Below are 19,893 nucleotides of genomic sequence, written 5' to 3' on the forward strand. Positions count from 1 at the left end.
TCCTGGGGCTCTATGCGGTATAGCGGCCAAGTCTGTCAGGCCCAGGGATAGGTAGCAACTTGGGTTAAACTAAGGGCATGATCCGGCCCGTGGCCCGCAAGGACCTCCCGGGGCTCCTTAGGCTCCTCCGCCACCTGGACCAAAGCCCCGAGCGGGGGGTTCTTGCCCCGGAGGCCCGGGACCTCGAGGGCCTGGCCGAGGAGCTGGAGGACGGCCTGGTCCTGGTGCGGGAGGAAGAGGTGGCGGGGTACGTGGGCCTTTACCCCTTCTGGGACGGGGCCGCCTTGGAAGGGCCCGTGGCCTACCGCGAGGAGGACCTGCCCCTCCTCCTGGAGGCGGCGGAGGGGCGGGCCCAGGAGGTGGCGGTGGAGCGGCTCTACGCCTTCCCCCGGGAGGAAAACCGGGCCCTGCGCCGGGCTTTGGAGGGGGCGGGCTTCGGCCTCCTTCACGTGACCTACTTCTTCGTCAAGCGCCCTGAGGGGCTGGACTACCCCGCCCCCGAGGGGGTGCGGGTGGAGGAGGGCTTCCCCGGGGCGGAGGTCTACCGGGAGCTCTACCGGGAGAGCGAGGAGAGCTGGGCCCTGCGCCTCCGCTGGACGGACGAGGAACTGGAGGAGCACTTCCAGGACCCCGCCGTCCACCTGTTGGTGGCCTACCGGGGGGAGGTCCCCGTGGGGATGGCCGAGGTGGAGCTGGAAGGAAAAGAGGCCAGCGTGGCCTACATCGGGGTCGTCCCCGAGGCCCGGGGCCAGGGCATCGGCCGCGCTCTTCTTTCCGAGGCCGCCAAGCTCGCCAAGAAGAAGGGGACCACCCTCTTCCGGGTGCGGGCCCACGACCACGAGAAGGGGGCCTTGGAGCTTTACCGGGGCTTAGGCTTTAGCCTCGAGGAGGCCGTGGCCACCTACGCCAAGGAGCTCAAGGCCAGGCGGTAGGTCGCCGCGTGGGCCTCCACGGTGAGGCGGGGGTCGCGGTTGTACCCCCCGCCCATCACCACCACCAGGGGCACCCCCAGGGCCTTGACGAACCGGAAGACCCGCTCGTCCCGCCGCCTCACCCCCTCCAGGCTTAGGGCGAGCCTGCCGAAGCGGTCCCCTTTTAGGACGTCCACCCCGGCGTTAAAGAAGACGAGGTCCGGGCGGAAGGCCCGGGCCTTATCCAGCGCCTCCTCCAGGGCCCAGAGGTAGGCCTCGTCCCCCGCCCCGTCGGGAAGGCCCACGTCCAGGTCGCTCCTTTCCTTCTTCAGGGGGTAGTTCCGCTCCCCGTGGAGGGAAAGGGTGAAGACCGAGGGGTCCTCCTGGAAGAAGACCGCGGTGCCGTTCCCCTGGTGGGCGTCCAGGTCCACCACCAAAACCCGGCCCGAAAACCCCTCCTTGACCCGGAGCCAATGGACCGCCACGGCCACGTCGTTGAAGAGGCTGTACCCCTCGGCCCGGCCGGGGAAGGCGTGGTGGGTGCCCCCGGCGAGGTTGAGGCCGAGGCCCTCCTCGAGGGCGTCCAGGGCCGCGGCCAGGGTCCCCCCGGCGGCGTGGAGGGCGCGGAGGAGAAGGCCCTGGCTGAAGGGGAGGCCGAGCCTCAAAGACTCCTCCCGGGTAAGCCCCTCCCCGAAAAGCCTCTCCAGGTAGGGGGCCTCGTGGGCCAGGAAGAGGGCCTCCCGGGGCACCTCGGGGGCCGGGAGGACGGGAAGGAGCCCCTTCAGGGCCTCGGCCACGCCCCCGTACTTGTAGAGGGGGAAGGGGTGGCCCTCGGGCAGGGGGAAGGAGAGGTGGGCCGTGGTGTACGCCCGCACGCCCCTATCCTTAACGCTTTTCGCCAAAATGGAAAGGGGCGTGCGCCTCCTTCTCCCTTCCGACGTCCTCCTGACCCACGCCCCGCCCCCGGGGCCCAGACTTCGCCCACCGGGGGGCCAGGGTCTTCCTCCTCTTCCGCCCCCGGCCACACCCCGCTCCTCGGGGCGAACCCCAAAAGGCGGCACCGCACCCCCTGGGGGGTGCCCAGGGCCACGCCCTCATCGCTCTCTGAGCTGGCGGTAGGCCTCGTAGGCCGCCACCCCCACGGCCACCGCCAGGTTCAAGGAGCGCACCGGCCCCGGCATGGGGATCCTGATGGCGGGAAACCGGGTGAGGACCTCCCCGGGAAGCCCCCGGCTTTCGGGGCCGAAGAGGAGGAAGTCCCCCTCCTGGAAGCGGACCTCGTAAAGGGAGGCCTCCCCCCGGGCGCTGAAGGCATAGACCCTAGCCCCTCTAGGCAGGGCCTGGAGGAAGGCTTCAAAGGAGTCGTGGAGCCTGAGGTCCACGTGGGGCCAGTAGTCCAGGCCCGCCCGCTTGAGCTTGGGGCTAGAGAGGAGGAAGCCCAGGGGACGGATGAGGTGGAGGGGCCACCCCAGGGCGGCCGCGGTGCGGGCCACGTTCCCGGCGTTTTGGGGGATCTCCGGCTGGTAGAGGACCAGGTGGAGCATCACCGCCTCCGGTAGCGGGTGGCCGCCCCTCGGCCCACCCTTTCCACCCGGCCCTCCCGGACGAGGCGGCCGAGAAGCTCCAGGGCCCTTCTGCGGGAAAGCCCCAGGGCCTCCTCTAGGTCCCGCCTGGGCCTAGGGGTTTCCAGAAGGGCCAGGACCCGCTCCGCCAGGGGGTCCTTGCGGGCCAGGTGGTACCGCCCCCCCTCCTTGCGCAGGAGGCCCATCTTCTCCATGCGGGAAAGGACCCGGCGCGCCGCCTCCTCGGGAAGCTGGAGGGCTCGGGAAAGATCCTCCAGGCCCGCCTCCCCCACCCGGCGCAGGTACCCCACGGCGATGAGGTGGTCCAGGCTGAAGGCCCCGAAGCGCTCCTGGGCCTCGGCGAGCTCCCGCACGAAGGCCTCGTCCAGCTCGGGGTTGTAGAGGATGAGGGTCAGGGCCTCCGGGAAAAGGCGGTACTCCGGGGGCTCCTTGCCGTGCTTGAGGAGGAGGCGGTACATCTTGTCCACCCCGCTTCCCGCCCGCTCCACGTAGCCCAGGCGGTAGAGGGCCTCGGCCAGGCGGGGGTTCCGCCTCTTTGGGGGGTGGCGGAGGACGTTCTCCGGGGTGATGCCGGGGGGGAAGCCGCCGGGGTTGGAGACCTCCAGCCGGTCCCGGTGGTGGTGGACCTGGATGGCGTCCTGGCTCCGCCAGTCCCGGTGGACGAGGGCGTTTAGGAGGGCCTCCCGGTAGACCTCCTGATCAAAGTCCCAGACCTCGAGGCGGAAAAGCCCCACGGTGAGGTAGCGGACCCGATTCCGCGCCTGGATGAGCTCCTTCAAACGCTCCAGGAGGGCGGGGATGGGCCTTAGGAGGTCCTCCCGGAAGCTGTAGCCCTCCTCGGCCTCGTGGAAGTAGTAGCTCACCTCGGCCTGGGGGAGAAGCCGCCTTAGGGCGAGGGGCGTTCCCACCAGGAGAAGGCCCGCCACCGTGGGGCGCACCTCCCCTTCCACCCGCTCCAAGAGGCCGAGGGAATAGAGGAGCTCCAGATCGGGCAGGGCGGCCAAGGAACTTCCCCTTTCCTCCAGGATGCGCCTCAAGCGCAGGACCTCCACCGGGTCCAGATCGGAAAGGCTCGCCGCGGGCAGGACCTGGGCGGTGAAGTCCGGCTCGGGCAGGGCCTGGCCCACCTTGAGCTCCGAAAGGCGGGCGCCGTCCCAGAAGGGCACCCGCCCCGCCCCCACGGCGATGGCCGCCGGGCTTTGGGGCACGTGGAGGGCCAAAACCCGCCCCTCCGGCCCCTCCAGCACCTCCACGTAGGGCAGGAGAAGGCCCTGGGTGAGCTGGAAGAGGGCGTGGGTGATCTGGAGGGGGTGGATCTCCGGGGCCCCGAGCACCCGGCCCTCCGGGTCCACGCCCAGGAAGAGGGTGCCCCCCTTGTGGTTGGCGAGGCCCGCGGCGTAGCGGGCGAGCTCCTCCGGGGAGAGGTCGTGGGGCAGGAAGAGGGTGCGCTCGTCCTGCCCCCGGGCCAGGCGCTCCTCAAGCTCCTCCCACGTCACGGGGCCCAGTTTACGGGGCCTGCGGGGAGAGGAGGGAGAGGCCTTTAGGCCCACCCGCTCTACCCGGCTTGCGGCGGGGGCTTCCGGCAAGCCCCTTCCCCGCGTTCGGGTAGCCGGGCCCGCAAGGCCTTGCGCCCTTCTGCCCTTGGCCCTAAGGGGAGAAGGAGCCCCTCCGAGCCCTCCCTGAGGCCCAGGGTGGGGGCCATCCCGAGGGCGGGCCGCACCGGGGGGGACGAGGCCCCGGCGAGTCCGGTACAATAGGGGCGTGACGGCCAGGCAGCGGCGCATCCTCCACCACCTGGTGGAGGAGTACATAAGGACCAAGGCCCCGGTGCCCTCGGCGCGGCTCGCCGAGGCCCTGGGCCTTAGCCCTGCCCTGGCCCGCTACGAGCTCATCGCCCTCGAGGAGATGGGCTACCTCACCAAGCCCCACGCCTCCGCGGGCAGGGTGCCCACCCGCCAGGCCTACCGCCAGTACTCCCTCTCCCTCCTCCCCCCCAAGCCCCTCCCCGAGGCCACCCAGGCCCGCCTGGAAAAGGCCCTGGAGGGGGCCAGGGAGCCCGAGGCCTTCCTGGTGAAAATGGCCTCCGGGCTTTCCGGCTACCCGGCCCTCCTCCACCTCAGGCCGAGGAAGGCCCCCAAGGTCCTCCAGGTCCACCTCTCCCCCCTCCCCGAGGGCACCCTGGCGGTCTTGGTGCTGGAAGGGGGAAGGGTGAAGGAGGCCCGGCTTCCCTTAAGCCTCTCCCCCGAAAGGCTCCGCCAGGCGGAGGAGGCCCTGGCCCGCCCCTTCACCCCTTCCGCCGAGCCTCCCCCGGGCCTGGAGGAGCTTTTTTCCCTCCTAGAGCGGGCCCTCCTTGGGGGGCTTTCCCTCACCTACCGGGAAGGCCTCGCCCAGGCCCTCAAGGAGCCCGAGGCCCAGGACCCAGGCTTCCTGGAGCGCCTGGTGCGCCTCTATGAAGAGGGGGCCGAGGACCTCCTCACCCCCCCGGGGGGCGTGGACGTGCGGGTGGGGGAGGTGGAGGGGCTCGCCCAGGTGCAGGCGGGCTTCCAGAAGGGGGAGTGGCTTGGGGAGATCGTCCTCCTCGGGCCCATGCGCATGCGCTACCCCGAGGCCCTCTCCGTGGTCTTAGGCCTCACCCAGGTCTATACTGGGAGCCATGCGCGTTGAGGTGCGCCTCTTCGCCCTCTACCGGGAGCAGGCGGGCCTGGAGCGCCTAGAGCTGGACCTCCCCGAGGGGGCGAGGGTGAGCGAGGTCAGGAGGCTTCTGGAGGAGCGCTTCCCCGGGCTTCGCCTCGAGGGCGGGATGGCCGCGGTGAACCAGGCCCTGGCGGGGGCGGAAACCCCCCTGAAGGAGGGGGACGAGGTGGCCTTCCTCCCCCCGGTTTCGGGAGGGCAGGACTCCTACGGCCTCACCCAGGAGCCCCTGGACCTTGGGGCCCTGGTGGCCTGGGCCGCGGCCCCGGAGTACGGGGCGGTGGTGAGCTTCCTCGGCACCACCCGAAGCCCCAACCGCGGGGAGGAGGTGGCCTTTTTGGAGTACGAGGCCTACCCGGAGATGGCGGAGAGGGTGATGGCGGAGATCCTCGCCGAGATGCGGGCCCGCTGGCCCCTAGGGCGCATCGCCCTCTGGCACCGCCTGGGCCGGGTGGACCCCGGGGAGGCCTCCATCGCCATCGTGGTCTCGGCCCGGCACCGCAAGGAGGCCTTCGCCGCCTGCCAGTACGCCATTGACCGGGTGAAGCAGGTCCTGCCCGTGTGGAAGAAGGAGCACCGCAAGGACGGGAGCTTCTGGGTGGAGGGCTTCGCCCCGGAGGACAAGCGGCTTTGAGGCTTAAGGCCTCCTTAGGGGGAAGATGACCTCCTTCGCGGCCATCGCCGGGCTCCTCCTCCTCGTCCTCTTCGTCCTTCCCCTCCTTCTGGGGTTTCTTTCGGGGCGGGCCTTCCGGGAAGGCCGGAGCCGGGTGGGCTTGGGCCTACTCCTCTTCGGGGCTTTCCTGGGCCTTTGGGCGAGGCCAAGGCCCTTGGGGCTCCTTCTCCTCCTCACGGGCCTCCTTTTGGGCTACGGGAGGCTTCGGCTATAATGGGGGGATGACCGAGCGGGCCCTGCGCCCCCTGACGGAGGAAGAGTACCTGGCCCTAGAGAGGGAAAGCCCCCTTCGCCACGAGCTTCTTGGGGGCCTTCCCTACGCCATGGCGGGGGCCAGCCTGGACCACAACCTCATCGTCACCAACCTGGTGGCCCTCCTCAAACCCTTGGCCCGGGCCAAGGGGTGCAGGGTCTACAGCGAAACGGTGAAGCTCAAGCTCTCCGAGGACACCTTCTACTACCCTGACGTCATGGTGGTGTGCGGCCCCAAGGCCCACCCCCTGTACGAAACCTCCCCCTGTCTGGTGGCGGAGGTGCTTTCCCCGGGCACGGAGGTCCAGGACCGGCGGGAGAAGCTTTCCCGCTACCTTCGCCTCCCGAGCCTTCTGGGCTACCTGATCTTGGAAAGCGGGCGGCCGGGAGGGGTTCTTTACCGGAAGACCCCGGAGGGGTTCCGGGAAGAGGCCTTGGGGGAAACCCTGGTTCTGCCCTGCCTCGAGGGGACCCTCCCCCTCGCCGCCCTCTACGAGGGGGTAGTATGAGGCCCATCCTGGAGCTCTTTCCCGAGGAGCTTCCCGGCGAGGGCTTCCGCAAGGCCCAGATCGCCCACTGGCTCTACGCCAAGGGGGCCCTGGACTTCGCCGAGATGACCGACCTCCCCAAGGCCCTGCGGGAGGTCTTGGGCCGGGAGTGGCGCATCTCGGAGTTCGCCCTGGTGGAGGCCTACCCCAGCCGGGATGGGAGCGTGAAGTACCTCTTCACCCTCCTGGACGGCCAGAGGACCGAGGCCGTCTACATGCCCTACGAGAACCGGAAGACCGTCTGCCTCTCCAGCATGGTGGGCTGCCCCGCGGGGTGCGCCTTCTGCGCCACCGGGGCCATGGGCTTCGGGCGGAACCTCACCGCGGCGGAGATCCTCTCCCAGCTCCTCGCCATCGCCCACCACCAGGGGATCTCCCCCCGGGAGATCCGGAACGTGGTCCTCATGGGCATGGGGGAGCCCCTGCTGAACCTGGGCAACGTCCTCAAAGCCGTCCGCATCATGCTCCACAAGAAGGCCCTGGCCATGAGCCCGAGGCGCATCACCCTCTCCACCGTGGGCATCCCCAAGGGGATCTACCGCCTCGCCGAGGAGGACCTGGGGGTGCGCCTCGCCCTCTCCCTCCACGCCCCCGACGACGAGACCCGCAAGCGGATCATCCCCACCGCCCACCGCTACCCCATCGCCGAGATCCTGGAGGCCGTGCGCCACTACTACGCCAAGACCAAGCGGCGGGTCACCCTGGAGTACACCCTCCTCAAGGGGGTGAACGACCACCCCTGGCAGGCGAGGCTCCTCGCCAAGCTCCTCAAGGGCCTGAGCGCCCACGTGAACCTCATCCCCTTCAACCCCTGGGAAGGGGCCCCGGTGGAGGGCACGCCCAGGGCGGGCATCCTGGCCTTCGCCGAGGAGCTCAGGCGCCTCGGGGTTCCCACCTCCATCAGGTGGAGCCGGGGCCAGGACGTGGGCGCGGCCTGCGGCCAGCTCGCCCTAAAGGTCCCCAAGCCTCTTCTCACACCGCTTCCAGAAGGCGCCGGGCGATGATGAGCTTCAGGATCTCGCTCGTCCCCTCGCCGATGCGGGTGAGGCGGGCGTCCCGCCAGTAGCGCTCCACCGGGTAGTCCCGGATGTACCCGTAGCCCCCGAGGACCTGGATGGCCTCGTCGCAGGCCTTCACCGCCGCCTCGCTGGCGAAGAGCTTGGCCTGGGCGGCCTCGAGGGTAAAGGGCCTCCCGGCGTCCTTGAGCTCCGCCGCCTTGAGGTAAAGAAGCCTCGCCGCCTCCAGCTCCGTGGCCGCCTCCGCGAGCTTGAAGGAGACCCCCTCGTACTCGGCGATGGGCTTGCCGAAGGCCTCCCGCCCCTTGGCGTAGGCCAGGGCGTAGTCCAGGGCGGCCCGGCCGAGGCCCACGGCCATGGCGGCGATGCCGATCCTTCCCCCGTCCAGCACCCTAAGGACGTCGTAGAAGCTCTTCCCCCGCTCGCCCAAGAGGGCGTCCTCGGGAAGGAAAAGGTCTTCCAGCACGAGCTGGGCGGTGTCCGAGGCGTGGAGGCCAAGCTTCTCCTCTTTCCGCCCCACCTTTAGGCCCCGCTCGGGGCGGAAGAAGGCGAAGGCGGAGATGCCGAGGTGCTTCTTCTCGGGGGTTGGAGGGGGGTCGGTGCGGGCCACCACCACGTAGACCCCGGCCACGCTCCCCTGGGTGATGAACTGCTTGGTGCCGTTCAAGACCCACCCCCCCTCCACCTTCTCCGCCTTGGCCTTGAGGGCGGCGGCGTCCGAGCCCGAGCCCGGCTCCGTGAGGCCCCAGGCCCCCAGGGCCTCCCCCGCGGCGAGCTTGGGAAGGAAGGTTTGCCTCTGCGCTTCGCTCCCGGCGAGGAGGATGTGCCCGGTGGCCAGGGAGTTGTGGCTCGCCACGGTGAGGGCGAGGGCCCCGTCGTGGTAGGCCACCTCCTCCACCATGCGGGCGAAGAGCCTCGTGGAAAGCCCCGCCCCCCCGTAGGCCTCGGGCACCTGCGCCCCGAAGGCCCCAAACTCGGCGAGCTTCCGCACCAGGTCCCAGGGGAAGGCCCCGGTCCGGTCCCGCTCCGCCGCCCCCGGGGCCACCTCCGCCTTCAAGAACTCGCGGAAAGGCCCGAGAACCTGCCTCTCCTCCCGGCTTTCCTCAAACCAAAGGGCCATGGTGGGTTCAGTATAACCCTTTTCTGCCCATAGGCAAAAATGCGTTATACCTCTTTCCCCCAAAGCCTTAAAGTGGTTTCTCGGGGAATGCTCCTCCTCGTGGGCCCCACCGACGTGGGCAAGACCACCCTGGCCCTCCGCCTGCTGGAGAGAGCGGGGGAGGCCTACCTCCTGGACCTGGACCCGGGGCAAGGGGCCCTTCCCGGGGCCTTCTCCCTCTTCCTCCACCGCGAAGGGCGCCTCCTCCTCGCGCGCCGCGCCCTGGTGGGGGCGCTTTCCCCGGCGGGGGCGGAGGGGAGGGCCCTGGTGGCGGCCCTGCGCTTGGCCCGCCTCATCCCCCCGGGAAGCCCGGCGGTGGCGGACACGGACGGGCTTCTGGACCCGGAGTACCGCCTCCTGCAGGCGGAGGCCCTAAGCCCCGCCGAGGTGCTGGTCCTGGGCTCAGAAGACCTCTACCGGGCCCTCGCCTGGCGGAGGGACCTCAGGATGCGCCTCGCCCGGCCCCTTCCCGAGGCCCGCAGGAAGACCCCGGCGGAAAGGCGGAAAAACCGGCAGGAGAGGCTCCTCGCCCACTTCCAGGGGGCGGGGCCCAGGGTTGCCCCCCTCGAGGGCCCGCCCCTCTGGGACCGGCTCTACGGCCTCCTGGACCCCGAGGGCTTCTTCCTGGGCTACGGGAGGCTCCTCGCCTTTGGGGGCGGGGAGGGGCTCTTCCTCACCCCGGCCAAGGGTGAGGTGGCGAGGGCCCTCCCCACCCGCCTCGCCTTTCCTACCCCCGCACTACCAGGTTGAGGATCTTCCCGGGGACGTAGATCTCCTTCACCACCTCCTTGCCCTCGAGGTGGGCCCTCACGTTCCGCACCTTGAGGGCCTCGGCCCGCGCCACCTCCAGGGGGGCGTCCTTGGGGATCTGGATCGTCCCCCGCACCCTCCCGTTCACCTGCACCGCCACCTCCACCAGGTCCTTCTCCAGGGCCTTCTCGTCCAGCTCGGGCCAGCCCGCCTCAAAAAGGCTATCGGGCCAGAACCAGTGCCAAAGCTCCTCGGCCAGGTGGGGGGCGAAGGGGAAGAGCATCTGCAGGTAGTAGCGGATGGCGGTGCGGTAGACCGGGGTCACGGGCCGGTCTTTGCGGTACTCGTAAAGGGCGTTCAGGAACTCCATGAGGGCGGCGATGGCGGTGTTGAAGCGGAGGGCCTCGAGGTCCTCCGTCACCTTCTTCAGGGTCTCGTGGAGCTTCCCGTAAAGCTCCCGGTCCTTCCCCTCGAGGGCCTCCGCCTGGAAGACCCCGCTCGTCCCCAAAAGGGCCTCCCGGTCCTCGGCCACCCGCCTGTAGATGCGGTTCAGGAAGCGCCAGGCCCCCTGGACCCCCTCCTCGGTCCAGACCATCTCGTTCTCCGGGGGCGCGGCGAAGAGGATGGTGATGCGGGCGATGTCCGCCCCCTGCTCCTTCACGAAGGGCCCCACCATGACCCCGTTCCCCTTGGACTTGCTCATCACGGCGGGCTTCCAGAGGTGGAGGGTCCCGTCCTCGTGGGGGCGGAGCTCGGCCCCCATCTTCCGCACGTCCTCCAGGGAAAGCTCGCTCTCCGGGATCTCCAGCCGGATGCGGGTGGGCTCGGGGAGGCGCACCCTTTCCCCTTCCACCGCCACGGGGCCGAAGTCCGTCCAGGCGAGGACCATCCCCTGGGTGAAAAGCCCCTGGAAGGGCTCCTCCACCTTCACCATCCCCAGGTCGTGGAGGAACTTGGTGAAGAAGCGGCTGTAGAGGAGGTGCAGCACGGCGTGCTCCACCCCGCCGATATATTGGTCCACGGGCATCCAGAAGTTCGCCTTCTCCGGGTCAAAGGGGAGGCGGTCGTTGTGGGGATCGGTGTAGCGGAGGTAGTACCAGCTGGAGTCAAAGAAGGTGTCCATGGTGTCCGTGTCCCGCTTGGCGGGGCCGCCGCACTTGGGGCAGGTGGTCTCGTAGAACTCGGGGTGGGCCTCCAGGGGGCTTTTCCCCTTGGGGCGGATGTCCTCCACGTCCTTGAGGTCGGGGAGGAGGACGGGAAGCTCCTCCTCGGGGACGGGCACCACCCCGCAGGCCTCGCAGTGGACCATGGGGATGGGGGTGCCCCAGTAGCGCTGGCGGCTTATCAGCCAGTCCCGGAGGCGGTAGGTGACCCGGCCCTTCCCTAAGCCCCTTTCCTCCAGCCAGGCGATGACCTTCCGCTTCCCCTCTTCGCTTTGCGTGCCGTCAAAGGGGCCGGAGTTCACCATGACCCCGGGCTCCTCGTAGGCCCTCTCCAGGGGCTCGGGGAGGGGGTCGCCGGGCCGCTCAATGACCTTCCGGATGGGGAGGCCGAACTTCTTGGCGAACTCAAAATCCCGCTGGTCGTGGGCGGGGACGGCCATGATGGCCCCGGTGCCGTAGCCGTAGAGCACGTAGTCCGCGGTCCAGATGGGGATCCTCTCCCCGGTGGCGGGGTTCACCGCGTAGGCCCCGAGGAAGACCCCGGTCTTCTCCCTTCCTTCCGCCTGGCGCTCAATCTCCGTCTTGCGCTTGGCGGCCTCCACGTAGGCCAGGACCTCCTCCCGCCTCTCGGGAAGGGCGAGCTCCAGGGTGAGGGGGTGCTCCGGGGCGAGGACCAGGAAGGTGGCCCCGAAGAGGGTGTCGGGGCGGGTGGTGAAGACGGGAATCTTCTCCTCCTTTCCCTCCACGGGGAAGAGGATCTCCGCCCCTTCCGAGCGGCCGATCCAGGCCCTTTGCATGGCCTTGACCTTCTCGGGCCAGCGGAGGCCCTCGAGGTCCTTAAGGAGCCTCTCGGCGTAGGCGGTGATGCGGAGGTACCACTGCTCAAGCTCCCGCTTCTCCACGGGGGTGTCCTCGTGGCGCCAGCACCGACCCTCCACCACCTGCTCGTTGGCGAGGACCGTCTGGCACTTGGGGCACCAGTTCACGAGGCCCTTGGCCCGGTAGACCAGGCCCTTTTCCCACATCTTGAGGAAGATCCACTGGTTAAAGCGGTAGTACTCGGGCTCGCAGGTGGTGACCTCCCGGTCCCAGTCGTAGAGGATGCCCATGAGCTCGAGGCTCTCCTTGGCCTGGCGGATGTTGGCGTAGGTCCATTCCTTGGGGTGGACGCCGAACTTCAGGGCGGCGTTTTCCGCCGGAAGGCCAAAGGCGTCCCAGCCCATGGGGTGGAGGACCTCGTAGCCCTGCACCCGGCGGAAGCGGGCCAGGACGTCGCCCATGGTGTAGTTCTTCAGGTGGCCCATGTGCAGGTCCCCCGAGGGGTAGGGAAACATCACCAGCACGTACTGCTTGCCCCGCTTCCCGGGGGCCTCCTTGGCCTTCATGAAGCCCTTCTCTTTCCAGAAGCGCTGCCACTTGGGCTCTATGGCGTGGGGGTTGTACTTCTCCATGCTTCCTCCTCAAAAAAACCCTTCCCCTGGGGGAAGGGACAGCCAGGCCCCTCCCCGCCTTAAGGGGCTAGCCTGGCCCGGCGCATAGGCCTATGCTACTCCTTTTGGCACCCGGGTGAAAAGGCGCTACTCCGAAAGTCCCCAGGCCACCACCGCCCCCAGGAGAAGGGCGAAGAGCACCAGGTAAAGCCCCAAAAGGGCGAGGACGAACCCCGCCAGGGGGCCGTAGAGGAGTTCGTATTGGGAGCGGGGAAGGAGGCTTGGCAGGCCCAGGCGCACCCCCTCAAAGACCAAGGTGGCCGCCCCGGCCCCGGCACCTAGGGGAAGGAGGTCCCTAGGGCGGCTCACCCCCCGGAAGAGGGCGTAGGTGAGGAGGAAGAGGAAAAAAGCGGCGAGGAGGGGGACAAGGGCCTCCAAAGGCCCGAGGAAGACCCGCCAGGCCTCCGGCAAAAACCGAAGGAAAAACCCCAGGGCGAGCCCCCCAAGGGCCAGGAGGATGAGGCCAAGCCCCAGGGCGAAGGGCATGAGGAGGCCGAGGAGGCGGTGGCGGAACCCCAGGGCCCGGCCAAAGATGAGCCCCAGGGCGTAGCTCAGGGCGGCGAAAAAGTTGCTCCCCGACCAGAGGAGGAGGAGGCCGCTTCCTAAGGTGAGGGGAAAGGCGCCCCGGGTGAGGAAGTCCAGGAGGGCCTGGGCCATCTCGGGGCGGGCGGGGAAGAGGGCCAGGGTGAGCTCGGTGAGGGCCTGGAAGACCTGGGCCCTGAGGAGGGGGTTTCCCGAGAGGAGGAAGCCGAAGAGGCCCACCAGGAGGAAGAGGAGGGGCATGAGGGAGAGGAGGGCGTAGTAGGCGAGGGCGGCGGCGAAGAAGGGGACGTGGGCCTCCTGGTAGCGCCGGTAGAACCGCTTAAGCAAGGCCCTCCACCTCCTCCGCCCCCTTGCGGTCCCCGGCCTTGAGGAAGAATCGGATGGCCGCCTCCTTGTGCCTTTGGGCCTCCCCCTCCCGGCCTAAGCGGAGGTGCCACTCCAAAAGGCCCCGGTGAGCGGAGGCTTGGGCCACGGGGTCCAGGGAGGCCTCGGCCTCGGCGAGGCTCTCCCGGAGGAGGGTCAGGCTTTCCTCCTTTTCCCCGAGGAGGAGCCGGGTGTAGCCCCGCTCGTAGAGGTTGGTGGAGCGGGCCAGGGGGTCTTCCGGCTTCACGCCCGTTCCTGCCCCTCCCCCAGGGCCACCCACTTCAAGGTGGTGAGCTCCATGGGGCCCATGGGGCCGTAGGCGTGGAGCTTGGAGGTGCTGATGCCGACCTCCGCCCCCAGGCCCAGCTCAAAGCCGTCGTTGAAGCGGGTGGAGGCGTTCCAGAGGACTAGGCTTGCGTCCACCTCCTCCAGGAAGCGCCAGGCCGCCTTGGGGTCCTCGGTGCAGATGGCCTCGGTGTGCCGGGAGCCGTAGCGGGCGATGTGGGCCAGGGCCTCCTCCAGCCCCGAGACCACCTTGACCCGGAGGACGAGGTCCAAATACTCCTGGTCCCACTCCTCCTCCCGGGCGGGGACCGCCTCCTTGAGGAGGGGAAGGGCCTTGGGGCAGGCCCTGAGCTCCACCCCCTTTTCCCGCATGGCCCTTTCCAAGAGGGGAAGGAAGGCCTCCGCCACCTTCTCGTGGACCAGGAGGGCCTCGAGGGCGTTGCACACCGCGGGGCGCTGGGTCTTGCCGTTCAGGGCGAGGCGGAGGGCCATACCTAGGTCCGCCTTTTCGTCCACGTAGAGGTGGTTCACCCCCTTGGCGTGGGCGAGGACGGGGACCCGGGCCTCCTTTTGCACAAGCCTTATGAGCTCCTCGCCCCCCCTCGGGATGAGGAGGTCCAAAAGCTCCAGGCGGCACATCTCCAAGACGGCCTCCCGGTCGGTGGTGGGGACGAGGGTGACCGCCTCCTGGGGAAGGCCCGCCTCTCCCAGGGCCTCGTGCCAGAGGGCCACCAGGGCCCGGTTGGAGCGGAAGGCCTCCTTGCCCCCCCTGAGGAGCATGGCGTTTCCCGCCTTCAAGGCCACGCTCACCGCCTCCACCGTGGCCCCGGGCCGCGCCTCGTAGACGAAGCCGATGAGGCCGAGGGGCACCCGCATCCTCCCCACCTTTAGGCCATTGGGCCGCTTGGCCAGGCCCTCTATGCGGCCCAGGGGGTCGGGGAGGCGGGCGATCTGGCGGAGGCCCTCGGTGAGGGTCTTGAGGTCCTTCTCCCTAAGGGCCAGGCGGTCCAGCTTGGCCCTGGGAAGCCCCGCCCTTTCCGCCTCCTCCAGGTCCTCCCGGTTGGCCCTCAGGACCTCTTCCCAGCGGGCCTCGAGGAGGTCCGCCATGGCGAGGAGGGCCCGGTCCCGGTTGCCCTTGGCGATCTCGGGAAGCCTCTTCCGCGCGCGCTCCGCGAGTTCCCTCAAACCCGTCATGCCTCCTCCTTCAGGGCGAGGTGGTCCCGGTGGACCACCTCCTCGGTGTAGCGGTAGCCCAGGATTTCCTCAATCTCCGCGCTCCTTCTGCCCTTGATGCGGGCGATCTCCTCCGAGGCGTAGTTGGCGAGGCCCACCCCCACCTCCTCCCCCTCCTCCGAGAGGAGGCGCACCGCCTCGCCCCGGCCAAACCTTCCCCGCACCTCCTTGACCCCGGCGGGAAGGAGGCTCGCCCCCCGCTCCTTAAGGGCGCGCACCGCCCCCCGGTCCAGGACGAGCTCCCCTTTGGGGCGGAGGAGGCCAAAAAGCCAGGCCTTCTCCCCGCGGTAGCGCCTTCTCGCGTGGAAGTAGGTGCCCAAGGGGGCCCCGGAGAGGGCCTTTAGGAGGACCCCGGGCCTCCTTCCGGGAAGGAGGAGCGTGGGGACCCCCACCCTCGCGGCGATGCGGGCGGCGAGGAGCTTGCTCCGCATCCCCCCGCTTCCCAAGGGGTTCCCCTCCCCGGCGTGGCCCAGCACGGCCTCCACCCGCTCCACCTCGGGAACGGGGCGGGCCTCGGGATTCCTCTTGGGGTCCTCCTCGTAGAGGGCGTCCACATCGGAAAGGAGGAGGAGAAGCCCCGCCTCCACCAAGGCGGCCACCCGGGCGGAGAGCTGGTCGTTGTCCCCGAAGCGGATCTCGTGGAAGGCCACGGTGTCGTTCTCGTTGATGATGGGAATCACCCCAAGGCCCAGGAGGGCCCTTAGGGTGGCCTTGGCGTTCAGGTAGCGGCCCCGGGCGGAGAGGTCCTCGGCGGTGAGGAGCACCTGGCCCACGGGGAGGCCGTGGGGCCGGAAGGCCTCCTGCCAATGGGCCATGAGAAGGGGCTGGCCGATGGCGGCGAGGGCTTGCTTTAGGGGCATGTCCTTGGGGCGCTCTCCAAGCCCGAGCCGCCGCATCCCCGCCGCCACCGCCCCCGAGGAGACGAGGACCACCTCCCGGCCTTCCTCCCTCAGGGCGGCCACCTGGCGGGCGATCTCGGTCATGGCCTCGAGGTCCAGGCCCCTCTCCCCCGCGAGGACGGCGCTTCCCACCTTGACCACCAGGCGCTTGGCCGAAAGCCCCGGGCGCATTAAGGCCCAGGATAGCACGCCCATCCAAATCCCCTCCGGGCCTGGTAAAGTGGCCCGCGATGGGTCTCGGCTTCGGGACCGTCCCCCTGCTGCTGGCCGTGGCCTCCCTCCTTGCCGCCTGCACCCCCTTCCTCGGTGTTCCGCGTGGCCGGGGACGGGACCCGCACCGCCTTGGGCCTGTGGCACACGGGCGGGGAGGCCCGCCTCGCCCTCCACAACCTCCCCCCCGGGGGGCCTTTGAGGTCCAGCTCTCGGACGGCTTAAGGGTCCGCACCCTGGCCTTCCCCCGCTAGGCGAAAGCGGCCCCCTTGGAAGGCCACCTTTCCCTCCCGCTTTAGCCGCACCAGAAGGGCGAAGAGGCGGGCCTTGGTGAGGCCCGGGCAGAGGGGTTTGAGGGCGGCGTGGAGTTCCTCCAGGGTGCCCTCCCGTCCCAGGGCCTGAAGGAGGAGGGCTTCCAAGCGCTTCTCCCGCACGCTTTCCATTATTGACAAGGGCTTTCCGGCATGCTATGGTTGAGGTTGGCTTGGGCCCGTAGCTCAGTTGGATAGAGCGGCTGACTACGGATCAGCAGGTCAGGGGTTCGAATCCTCTCGGGCCCGCCAAAAAAGACCCCGGGGTAGCTTACCGCCCCGGGGTTTTCCCTACAATGGGGCCATGAAGATCTACACCAAGACCGGGGACGCTGGGGAAACTGGGCTTTACGGGGCCGAGCGGGTGGTGAAGGCCCACCCCAGGGTGGAGGCCTACGGTACCGTGGACGAGGCCAACAGCGCCCTCGGCCTCGCCCGGAGCCTCCTTCCCCAGAAGCACCCGGACCTCCACGAGCTTCTGGAAGGGGTGCAGAACGCCCTCTTTGACCTGGGGGCCGACCTGGCCACCCGCATGGGAAGCCCCTACGAGAAGAACATCGCCCGCATGGACGCCGGGGACGTGGAGGGCCTGGAGAAGGCCATTGACCGCTACCAGGAGGAAAGCCCCCCCTTCCGGGGCTTCGTCCTCCCCGGGGGGCACCCGGCGGCGGCGGCGCTCCACCTGGCCCGCACCGTGGTGCGCCGGGCGGAGCGGAAGGTGGTGGCCCTAAGCCGGGAGGAACCGGTGAACCCCGAGGTCATCCGCTACCTGAACCGCCTCTCCGACCTCCTCTTCGTCCTGGCCCGGGTGGTGAACGCCAGGGAGGGGGTCAAGGAGGAGGAGTGGCTCGTGAAGAAGCGCCGCTAGGGCCAGGGCTTGCCGTAGACCCGAACCTCCGCCTGGGGAAAGGCAGTTTCTAAAAGTTCTTTCAAAAACTGGGTGGCGCTGGGCAGAAGCCCGCCGCAGGGCCCCTCCATATAGAGGAAGAGGTAGCGGGGCCTACGGGGGGACTGGGAGAAGCCCAGGCACCCCTCGTATTCGGGGAAGTACTCGTAGAAAAGCTCCAGGAGATCCCCCACCAGGTCCCTGGCCTCGGGCAGGGCCTCGAGGGAGCCCTGGGGCTTGACCCAGAAGGTCATGGCCTTCACCCCCCCATTATGGCGCTTTGGGGAAGCCCGAGGGTCACTATAATCCCCTCATGGTCCGAGCGGAGGGCCTGTCCAAGCGCTACCGCCACGGGTGGGCCGTGGAGGGCCTCACCCTCTGGGTGGAGCCCGGGGAGGTCTACGCCCTCTTGGGCCCCAACGGGGCGGGGAAGACCACCACCTTGCGCATGCTCTCCACCCTGGTGAGGCCGAGCGCCGGAAGGGCCCAGGTGGCGGGGTTTGACGTGGTCCGGGAGCCCATGGAGGTGCGGCGGAACCTCGGCCTGGTGAACGGGGGCATGCGGGTCTACGAGCGGCTCACGGGAAAGGAGGTGCTGGAGTTCTTCGCCGGCTTCTATGGGCTAAAGGGCCGGGCCTTCCGGGAGGCCCTGGACTGGGTAGCCGCCCTCCTGGGAATGGAGGAGACCCTGGAGAGGAGGGTGATGGAGATGTCCACGGGCATGCGGCAGAAGCTGGTGATCGCCCGGGCCATCCTGCACCGACCCAAGGTCCTCCTCCTGGACGAGGCCACGGCGGGCCTGGACGTCTTCGCCCGCAGGGCCCTTCTGGACTTCGTGAAGGCCTACCGGGGCCTGGGCCACACCGTGATTTACTCCACCCACGTGATGGGCGAGGCCGAGGAGGTGGCCGACCGGGTGGGCTTCCTCCACCGGGGGCGGCTGGTCTACGAGGGAAGCCGGGACGAGGCCCTGGCCCTGGGGGAGGGAAGCCTGGAGCGGGCCTTCGTCCGCGAGGTGGGGAGGGCGTGATGGAAGCCATCCTTAGGATTTTCTGGAAGGAGCTGGTCCAGGTCCTTCGCGACCGGAAGCTGGTCTTTTCCACCTTGGTCCTTCCCGTCTTGCTGATGCCGGTCTTCGTGTTCGGGCCAATCCTCTTCCAAAACCGCCTCTTGCAAGGGGAGGCGGAAAGGGTCCAGGAGGTGGCGGTGGCGGGGCTTCCCGAGGAGGCCCTAAAGGCCCTCGAGGCCGCCCGGCTCAAGCCCGTTCCGGTGCCCGACCCCGAAGAGGCGGTGCGGGAAGGCCGCTTCCCGGCGGGGGTGGCCTTCCGGGAAGGCGCCTACCGCGTCTATGGCCGCCTGGCCTCGGGTTTGGGGCAGAGCCAGGTGGCGGTGGAAAAGGTCAAGGGGGCCCTCCAGGCCCTCAAGGAGGCCAAGGTGGCCGAGGCCCTGGCACGGGCGGGCCTCCCCAAGGAGGTCCTCTCCCCCTTCGCCGTGGAGGTGGTGGACGCCTCTCCTCCCAGGGAAAAGGCCGGGGGGCTTTTGGGCTTCCTCCTCCCCTTCTTCCTGGTGGTCTCCGTCCTCTCCGGGGGCCAGGTGGTGGCGGTGGACGCCACCGCGGGGGAGAAGGAGAAGGGGACCCTCGAGGCCCTCCTCGCCGCCCCCGTGCCCCTCCTGCAGATCGCCCTGGGCAAGACCCTGGCCGCGGTGGCCATGGCCCTCCTCTCGGGGGTGGCGGGGCTTTTGGGGCTCGCCCTGGGAGGGGCCTTGAGCGCGCGTTTTGGCGGAGGCGCCCTCACGAAGAGGGGCGAAACCCTGGTCCTGGGAGGGCAGGTGAACCTGGACTTGGGCGGCTTCCTCGCCCTCTTCCTCACCGCCCTTCTTCTCGCCCTCTTCATGGGGGCGGTGATGGTGGCCCTGGGGCTTTACGCCCGGAGCTTCAAGGAGGCTCAAAGCTACATGACCTCCCTGTACCTTCTGGCCCTTGTGCCCCTCCTCTTCCTCCAGTTCAGGGGCTTCCTGGAGCTTGAGGCCTGGCACCACCTCCTCCCCCTCTTCAACGTGGCCCTCTTCATGGACGCTCTCCTCAAGGGAAGCGCCACCCCCCTGCAGGCGGGCCTTACCTGGGCCTCTACCCTGGCCTACGCCGCCTTGGCCCTGGGCCTCGCCGTGTGGGCCTTCGGGCGGGAGGACGTGGTCTACCGGAACTAGGAGGACGGGTAGGAGGCGGCGAGGCGGGATGAGGCTAACCCCGAAGAGGGACGGGAATCCTAGGGGGCTCTTCCTGGCCCTGTATCTAAGTACCCCGCCGCGGCAAAAGCCGCGGTGGGGGCCCCAAAAGAGCTTTCCCAAAGCCCAAGCTCGGGCATCCCGTGTTGCAAAGCCAAGGTGCGGGCACTTAGCCTCCCTCGCGGCGCTTTTGGCCGTGGCGGCTGCAGCCAAGGCCTCCGAGAGGCCCCTCTTCCTCGCCCTGGTGGCGGCGGAGGGGCTCGCCATGGGAGCCCTCTTCCTCTGGCTTAAGGGCTTCCCGGAAAGGCTCTTCTACGAGCTTCAGGGGCCCTTCTTGGAGGTCCAGTACCCCTTGGGGAAGCGCCAGGTCCACCGCTCGGAGGTGGTGGCGGCGGGCCTCACGGCCTACGCCCTGCCCCTCCTCGTCTTCGGCCCCAACGCCGCGATGCCCGGCTACTACCGGGTGCCCTTCCGCCTAAGGACAAAAGCCTTTCCCCAGGGGCTTCCCGTGGAGGCCTTCGTGGGGGCGAGGCGGGGGGAAGGGGTCCTCCTGGTCCTCGAGGACGGCACGGGCCTCCTCCTGAACCCGGAGGACCCCCGGCCCCTCCTCGCCTGGAAAGAGGAGGGATGAGAGAGGCTTTCCCCGCTGGCGGTGAAGCGCACCCACCCGGGGCTCGTGGGACGCTCTGAAGTCCTCCTCC

22 protein-coding genes and 1 tRNA gene are annotated in these 19,893 nt (G+C 69.3%); 12 read left to right on the forward strand and 11 right to left on the reverse strand.

Translation table 11 applies throughout. The annotated features are described in order from the left end of the window. Positions 1–77: 77 nt before the first annotated feature. Positions 78–932, forward strand: a complete 855-nt coding sequence (locus AC01Y6_RS04535; protein WP_428721873.1) for a GNAT family N-acetyltransferase — start codon at positions 78–80, stop codon at positions 930–932. Here AC01Y6_RS04535 and AC01Y6_RS04540 read toward each other — a convergent pair. From AC01Y6_RS04540 to AC01Y6_RS04550, 3 genes are all read right to left on the reverse strand, one after another. Beyond that, the gene (locus tag AC01Y6_RS04540) at positions 902–1,786 is read right to left on the reverse strand and encodes a histone deacetylase family protein (protein WP_347241674.1); all 885 of its coding nucleotides are present in this window, start codon (positions 1,784–1,786) and stop codon (positions 902–904) included. The two genes, AC01Y6_RS04535 and AC01Y6_RS04540, sit on opposite strands and share 31 nt — an antisense overlap. 219 nt (positions 1,787–2,005) lie before the next feature. Beyond that, positions 2,006–2,455 (reverse strand): tRNA (cytidine(34)-2'-O)-methyltransferase, encoded by a 450-nt coding sequence (locus AC01Y6_RS04545; protein ID WP_476670434.1) that lies wholly within the window; start codon positions 2,453–2,455, stop codon positions 2,006–2,008. After that, positions 2,455–3,990, reverse strand: coding sequence for an ATP-binding protein (locus tag AC01Y6_RS04550; RefSeq protein ID WP_428721876.1), 1,536 nt, complete (start codon positions 3,988–3,990; stop codon positions 2,455–2,457). Before AC01Y6_RS04550 ends, AC01Y6_RS04545 begins: the two co-directional genes overlap by 1 nt. 265 nt (positions 3,991–4,255) lie before the next feature. On the opposite strand from AC01Y6_RS04550, the gene AC01Y6_RS04555 reads away from it, so the two are divergent. From AC01Y6_RS04555 to rlmN, 5 genes are read left to right on the forward strand one after another with little or no spacing between them, the layout of a single operon-like run. Then, positions 4,256–5,158, forward strand: a complete 903-nt coding sequence (locus AC01Y6_RS04555) for an HrcA family transcriptional regulator (protein ID WP_347241677.1) — start codon at positions 4,256–4,258, stop codon at positions 5,156–5,158. Further along, positions 5,148–5,819: a molybdenum cofactor biosynthesis protein gene (locus AC01Y6_RS04560; protein ID WP_476670437.1), complete on the forward strand. Its 672-nt coding sequence runs from the start codon at positions 5,148–5,150 to the stop codon at positions 5,817–5,819. Before AC01Y6_RS04555 ends, AC01Y6_RS04560 begins: the two co-directional genes overlap by 11 nt. A gap of 25 nt (positions 5,820–5,844) precedes the next feature. Then, positions 5,845–6,072, forward strand: coding sequence for a hypothetical protein (locus tag AC01Y6_RS04565; RefSeq protein WP_476670439.1), 228 nt, complete (start codon positions 5,845–5,847; stop codon positions 6,070–6,072). Between the two features lie 7 nt (positions 6,073–6,079). Beyond that, on the forward strand, positions 6,080–6,619 hold the full coding sequence (locus AC01Y6_RS04570) for a Uma2 family endonuclease (RefSeq protein ID WP_428715964.1): 540 nt from the start codon (positions 6,080–6,082) through the stop codon (positions 6,617–6,619). Next, positions 6,616–7,662, forward strand: a complete 1,047-nt coding sequence (gene rlmN / locus AC01Y6_RS04575) for a dual-specificity RNA methyltransferase RlmN (RefSeq protein ID WP_476670441.1) — start codon at positions 6,616–6,618, stop codon at positions 7,660–7,662. Before AC01Y6_RS04570 ends, rlmN begins: the two co-directional genes overlap by 4 nt. Here rlmN and AC01Y6_RS04580 read toward each other — a convergent pair. Beyond that, on the reverse strand, positions 7,631–8,794 hold the full coding sequence (locus AC01Y6_RS04580) for an acyl-CoA dehydrogenase family protein (RefSeq protein WP_476670443.1): 1,164 nt from the start codon (positions 8,792–8,794) through the stop codon (positions 7,631–7,633). The two genes, rlmN and AC01Y6_RS04580, sit on opposite strands and share 32 nt — an antisense overlap. Before the next feature lie 87 nt (positions 8,795–8,881). Here AC01Y6_RS04580 and AC01Y6_RS04585 point away from each other — a divergent pair, with 87 nt between their 5' ends. Further along, positions 8,882–9,583 (forward strand): Clp1/GlmU family protein, encoded by a 702-nt coding sequence (locus AC01Y6_RS04585; protein ID WP_476670445.1) that lies wholly within the window; start codon positions 8,882–8,884, stop codon positions 9,581–9,583. Here the strand turns inward: AC01Y6_RS04585 and leuS are convergent. From leuS to AC01Y6_RS04615, 6 genes are all read right to left on the reverse strand, one after another. Further along, positions 9,561–12,197, reverse strand: coding sequence for a leucine--tRNA ligase (gene leuS / locus AC01Y6_RS04590; RefSeq protein WP_476670446.1), 2,637 nt, complete (start codon positions 12,195–12,197; stop codon positions 9,561–9,563). The genes AC01Y6_RS04585 and leuS overlap by 23 nt on opposite strands. Positions 12,198–12,323: 126 nt before the next feature. Next, positions 12,324–13,106 (reverse strand): YhjD/YihY/BrkB family envelope integrity protein, encoded by a 783-nt coding sequence (locus AC01Y6_RS04595; protein ID WP_428720051.1) that lies wholly within the window; start codon positions 13,104–13,106, stop codon positions 12,324–12,326. Beyond that, complete coding sequence (locus tag AC01Y6_RS04600; RefSeq protein WP_428720050.1) at positions 13,099–13,389, reverse strand: hypothetical protein; 291 nt, start codon at positions 13,387–13,389, stop codon at positions 13,099–13,101. Before AC01Y6_RS04600 ends, AC01Y6_RS04595 begins: the two co-directional genes overlap by 8 nt. Further along, positions 13,386–14,621 (reverse strand): glutamate-5-semialdehyde dehydrogenase, encoded by a 1,236-nt coding sequence (locus AC01Y6_RS04605; RefSeq protein WP_476670449.1) that lies wholly within the window; start codon positions 14,619–14,621, stop codon positions 13,386–13,388. The genes AC01Y6_RS04600 and AC01Y6_RS04605 overlap by 4 nt, the downstream gene beginning before the upstream one ends. Then, entirely contained in the window at positions 14,618–15,730 is a 1,113-nt protein-coding gene (proB, locus tag AC01Y6_RS04610; RefSeq protein ID WP_476670451.1) for a glutamate 5-kinase, read from the reverse strand. Before proB ends, AC01Y6_RS04605 begins: the two co-directional genes overlap by 4 nt. Before the next feature lie 260 nt (positions 15,731–15,990). Beyond that, positions 15,991–16,212 carry a hypothetical protein gene (locus AC01Y6_RS04615; RefSeq protein ID WP_347241692.1) on the reverse strand — a complete coding sequence of 74 codons (222 nt, stop codon included), beginning with the start codon at positions 16,210–16,212 and terminating at the stop codon, positions 15,991–15,993. A 43-nt stretch (positions 16,213–16,255) separates the two neighbouring features. Here AC01Y6_RS04615 and AC01Y6_RS04620 point away from each other — a divergent pair. Together AC01Y6_RS04620 and AC01Y6_RS04625 are read left to right on the forward strand one after the other, a co-directional pair. Beyond that, positions 16,256–16,332: transfer RNA gene (locus AC01Y6_RS04620), tRNA-Arg, on the forward strand. A 52-nt stretch (positions 16,333–16,384) separates the two neighbouring features. Further along, positions 16,385–16,948 (forward strand): cob(I)yrinic acid a,c-diamide adenosyltransferase, encoded by a 564-nt coding sequence (locus AC01Y6_RS04625; protein WP_428721888.1) that lies wholly within the window; start codon positions 16,385–16,387, stop codon positions 16,946–16,948. Here AC01Y6_RS04625 and AC01Y6_RS04630 read toward each other — a convergent pair. Further along, a complete protein-coding gene (locus AC01Y6_RS04630) occupies positions 16,945–17,220 on the reverse strand; it encodes a hypothetical protein (RefSeq protein ID WP_347241693.1) in 276 nt (91 codons plus the stop codon). The two genes, AC01Y6_RS04625 and AC01Y6_RS04630, sit on opposite strands and share 4 nt — an antisense overlap. A 59-nt stretch (positions 17,221–17,279) precedes the next feature. On the opposite strand from AC01Y6_RS04630, the gene AC01Y6_RS04635 reads away from it, so the two are divergent. From AC01Y6_RS04635 to AC01Y6_RS04645, 3 genes are all read left to right on the forward strand, one after another. Further along, positions 17,280–17,996: an ATP-binding cassette domain-containing protein gene (locus AC01Y6_RS04635; protein WP_476670454.1), complete on the forward strand. Its 717-nt coding sequence runs from the start codon at positions 17,280–17,282 to the stop codon at positions 17,994–17,996. Then, complete coding sequence (locus AC01Y6_RS04640; protein WP_476670456.1) at positions 17,996–19,174, forward strand: ABC transporter permease; 1,179 nt, start codon at positions 17,996–17,998, stop codon at positions 19,172–19,174. Before AC01Y6_RS04635 ends, AC01Y6_RS04640 begins: the two co-directional genes overlap by 1 nt. A gap of 214 nt (positions 19,175–19,388) precedes the next feature. Continuing rightward, positions 19,389–19,823: a hypothetical protein gene (locus AC01Y6_RS04645; protein WP_476670484.1), complete on the forward strand. Its 435-nt coding sequence runs from the start codon at positions 19,389–19,391 to the stop codon at positions 19,821–19,823. Positions 19,824–19,893: the final 70 nt, after the last annotated feature.

It is taken from the genome of Thermus sp., assembly GCF_056332225.1.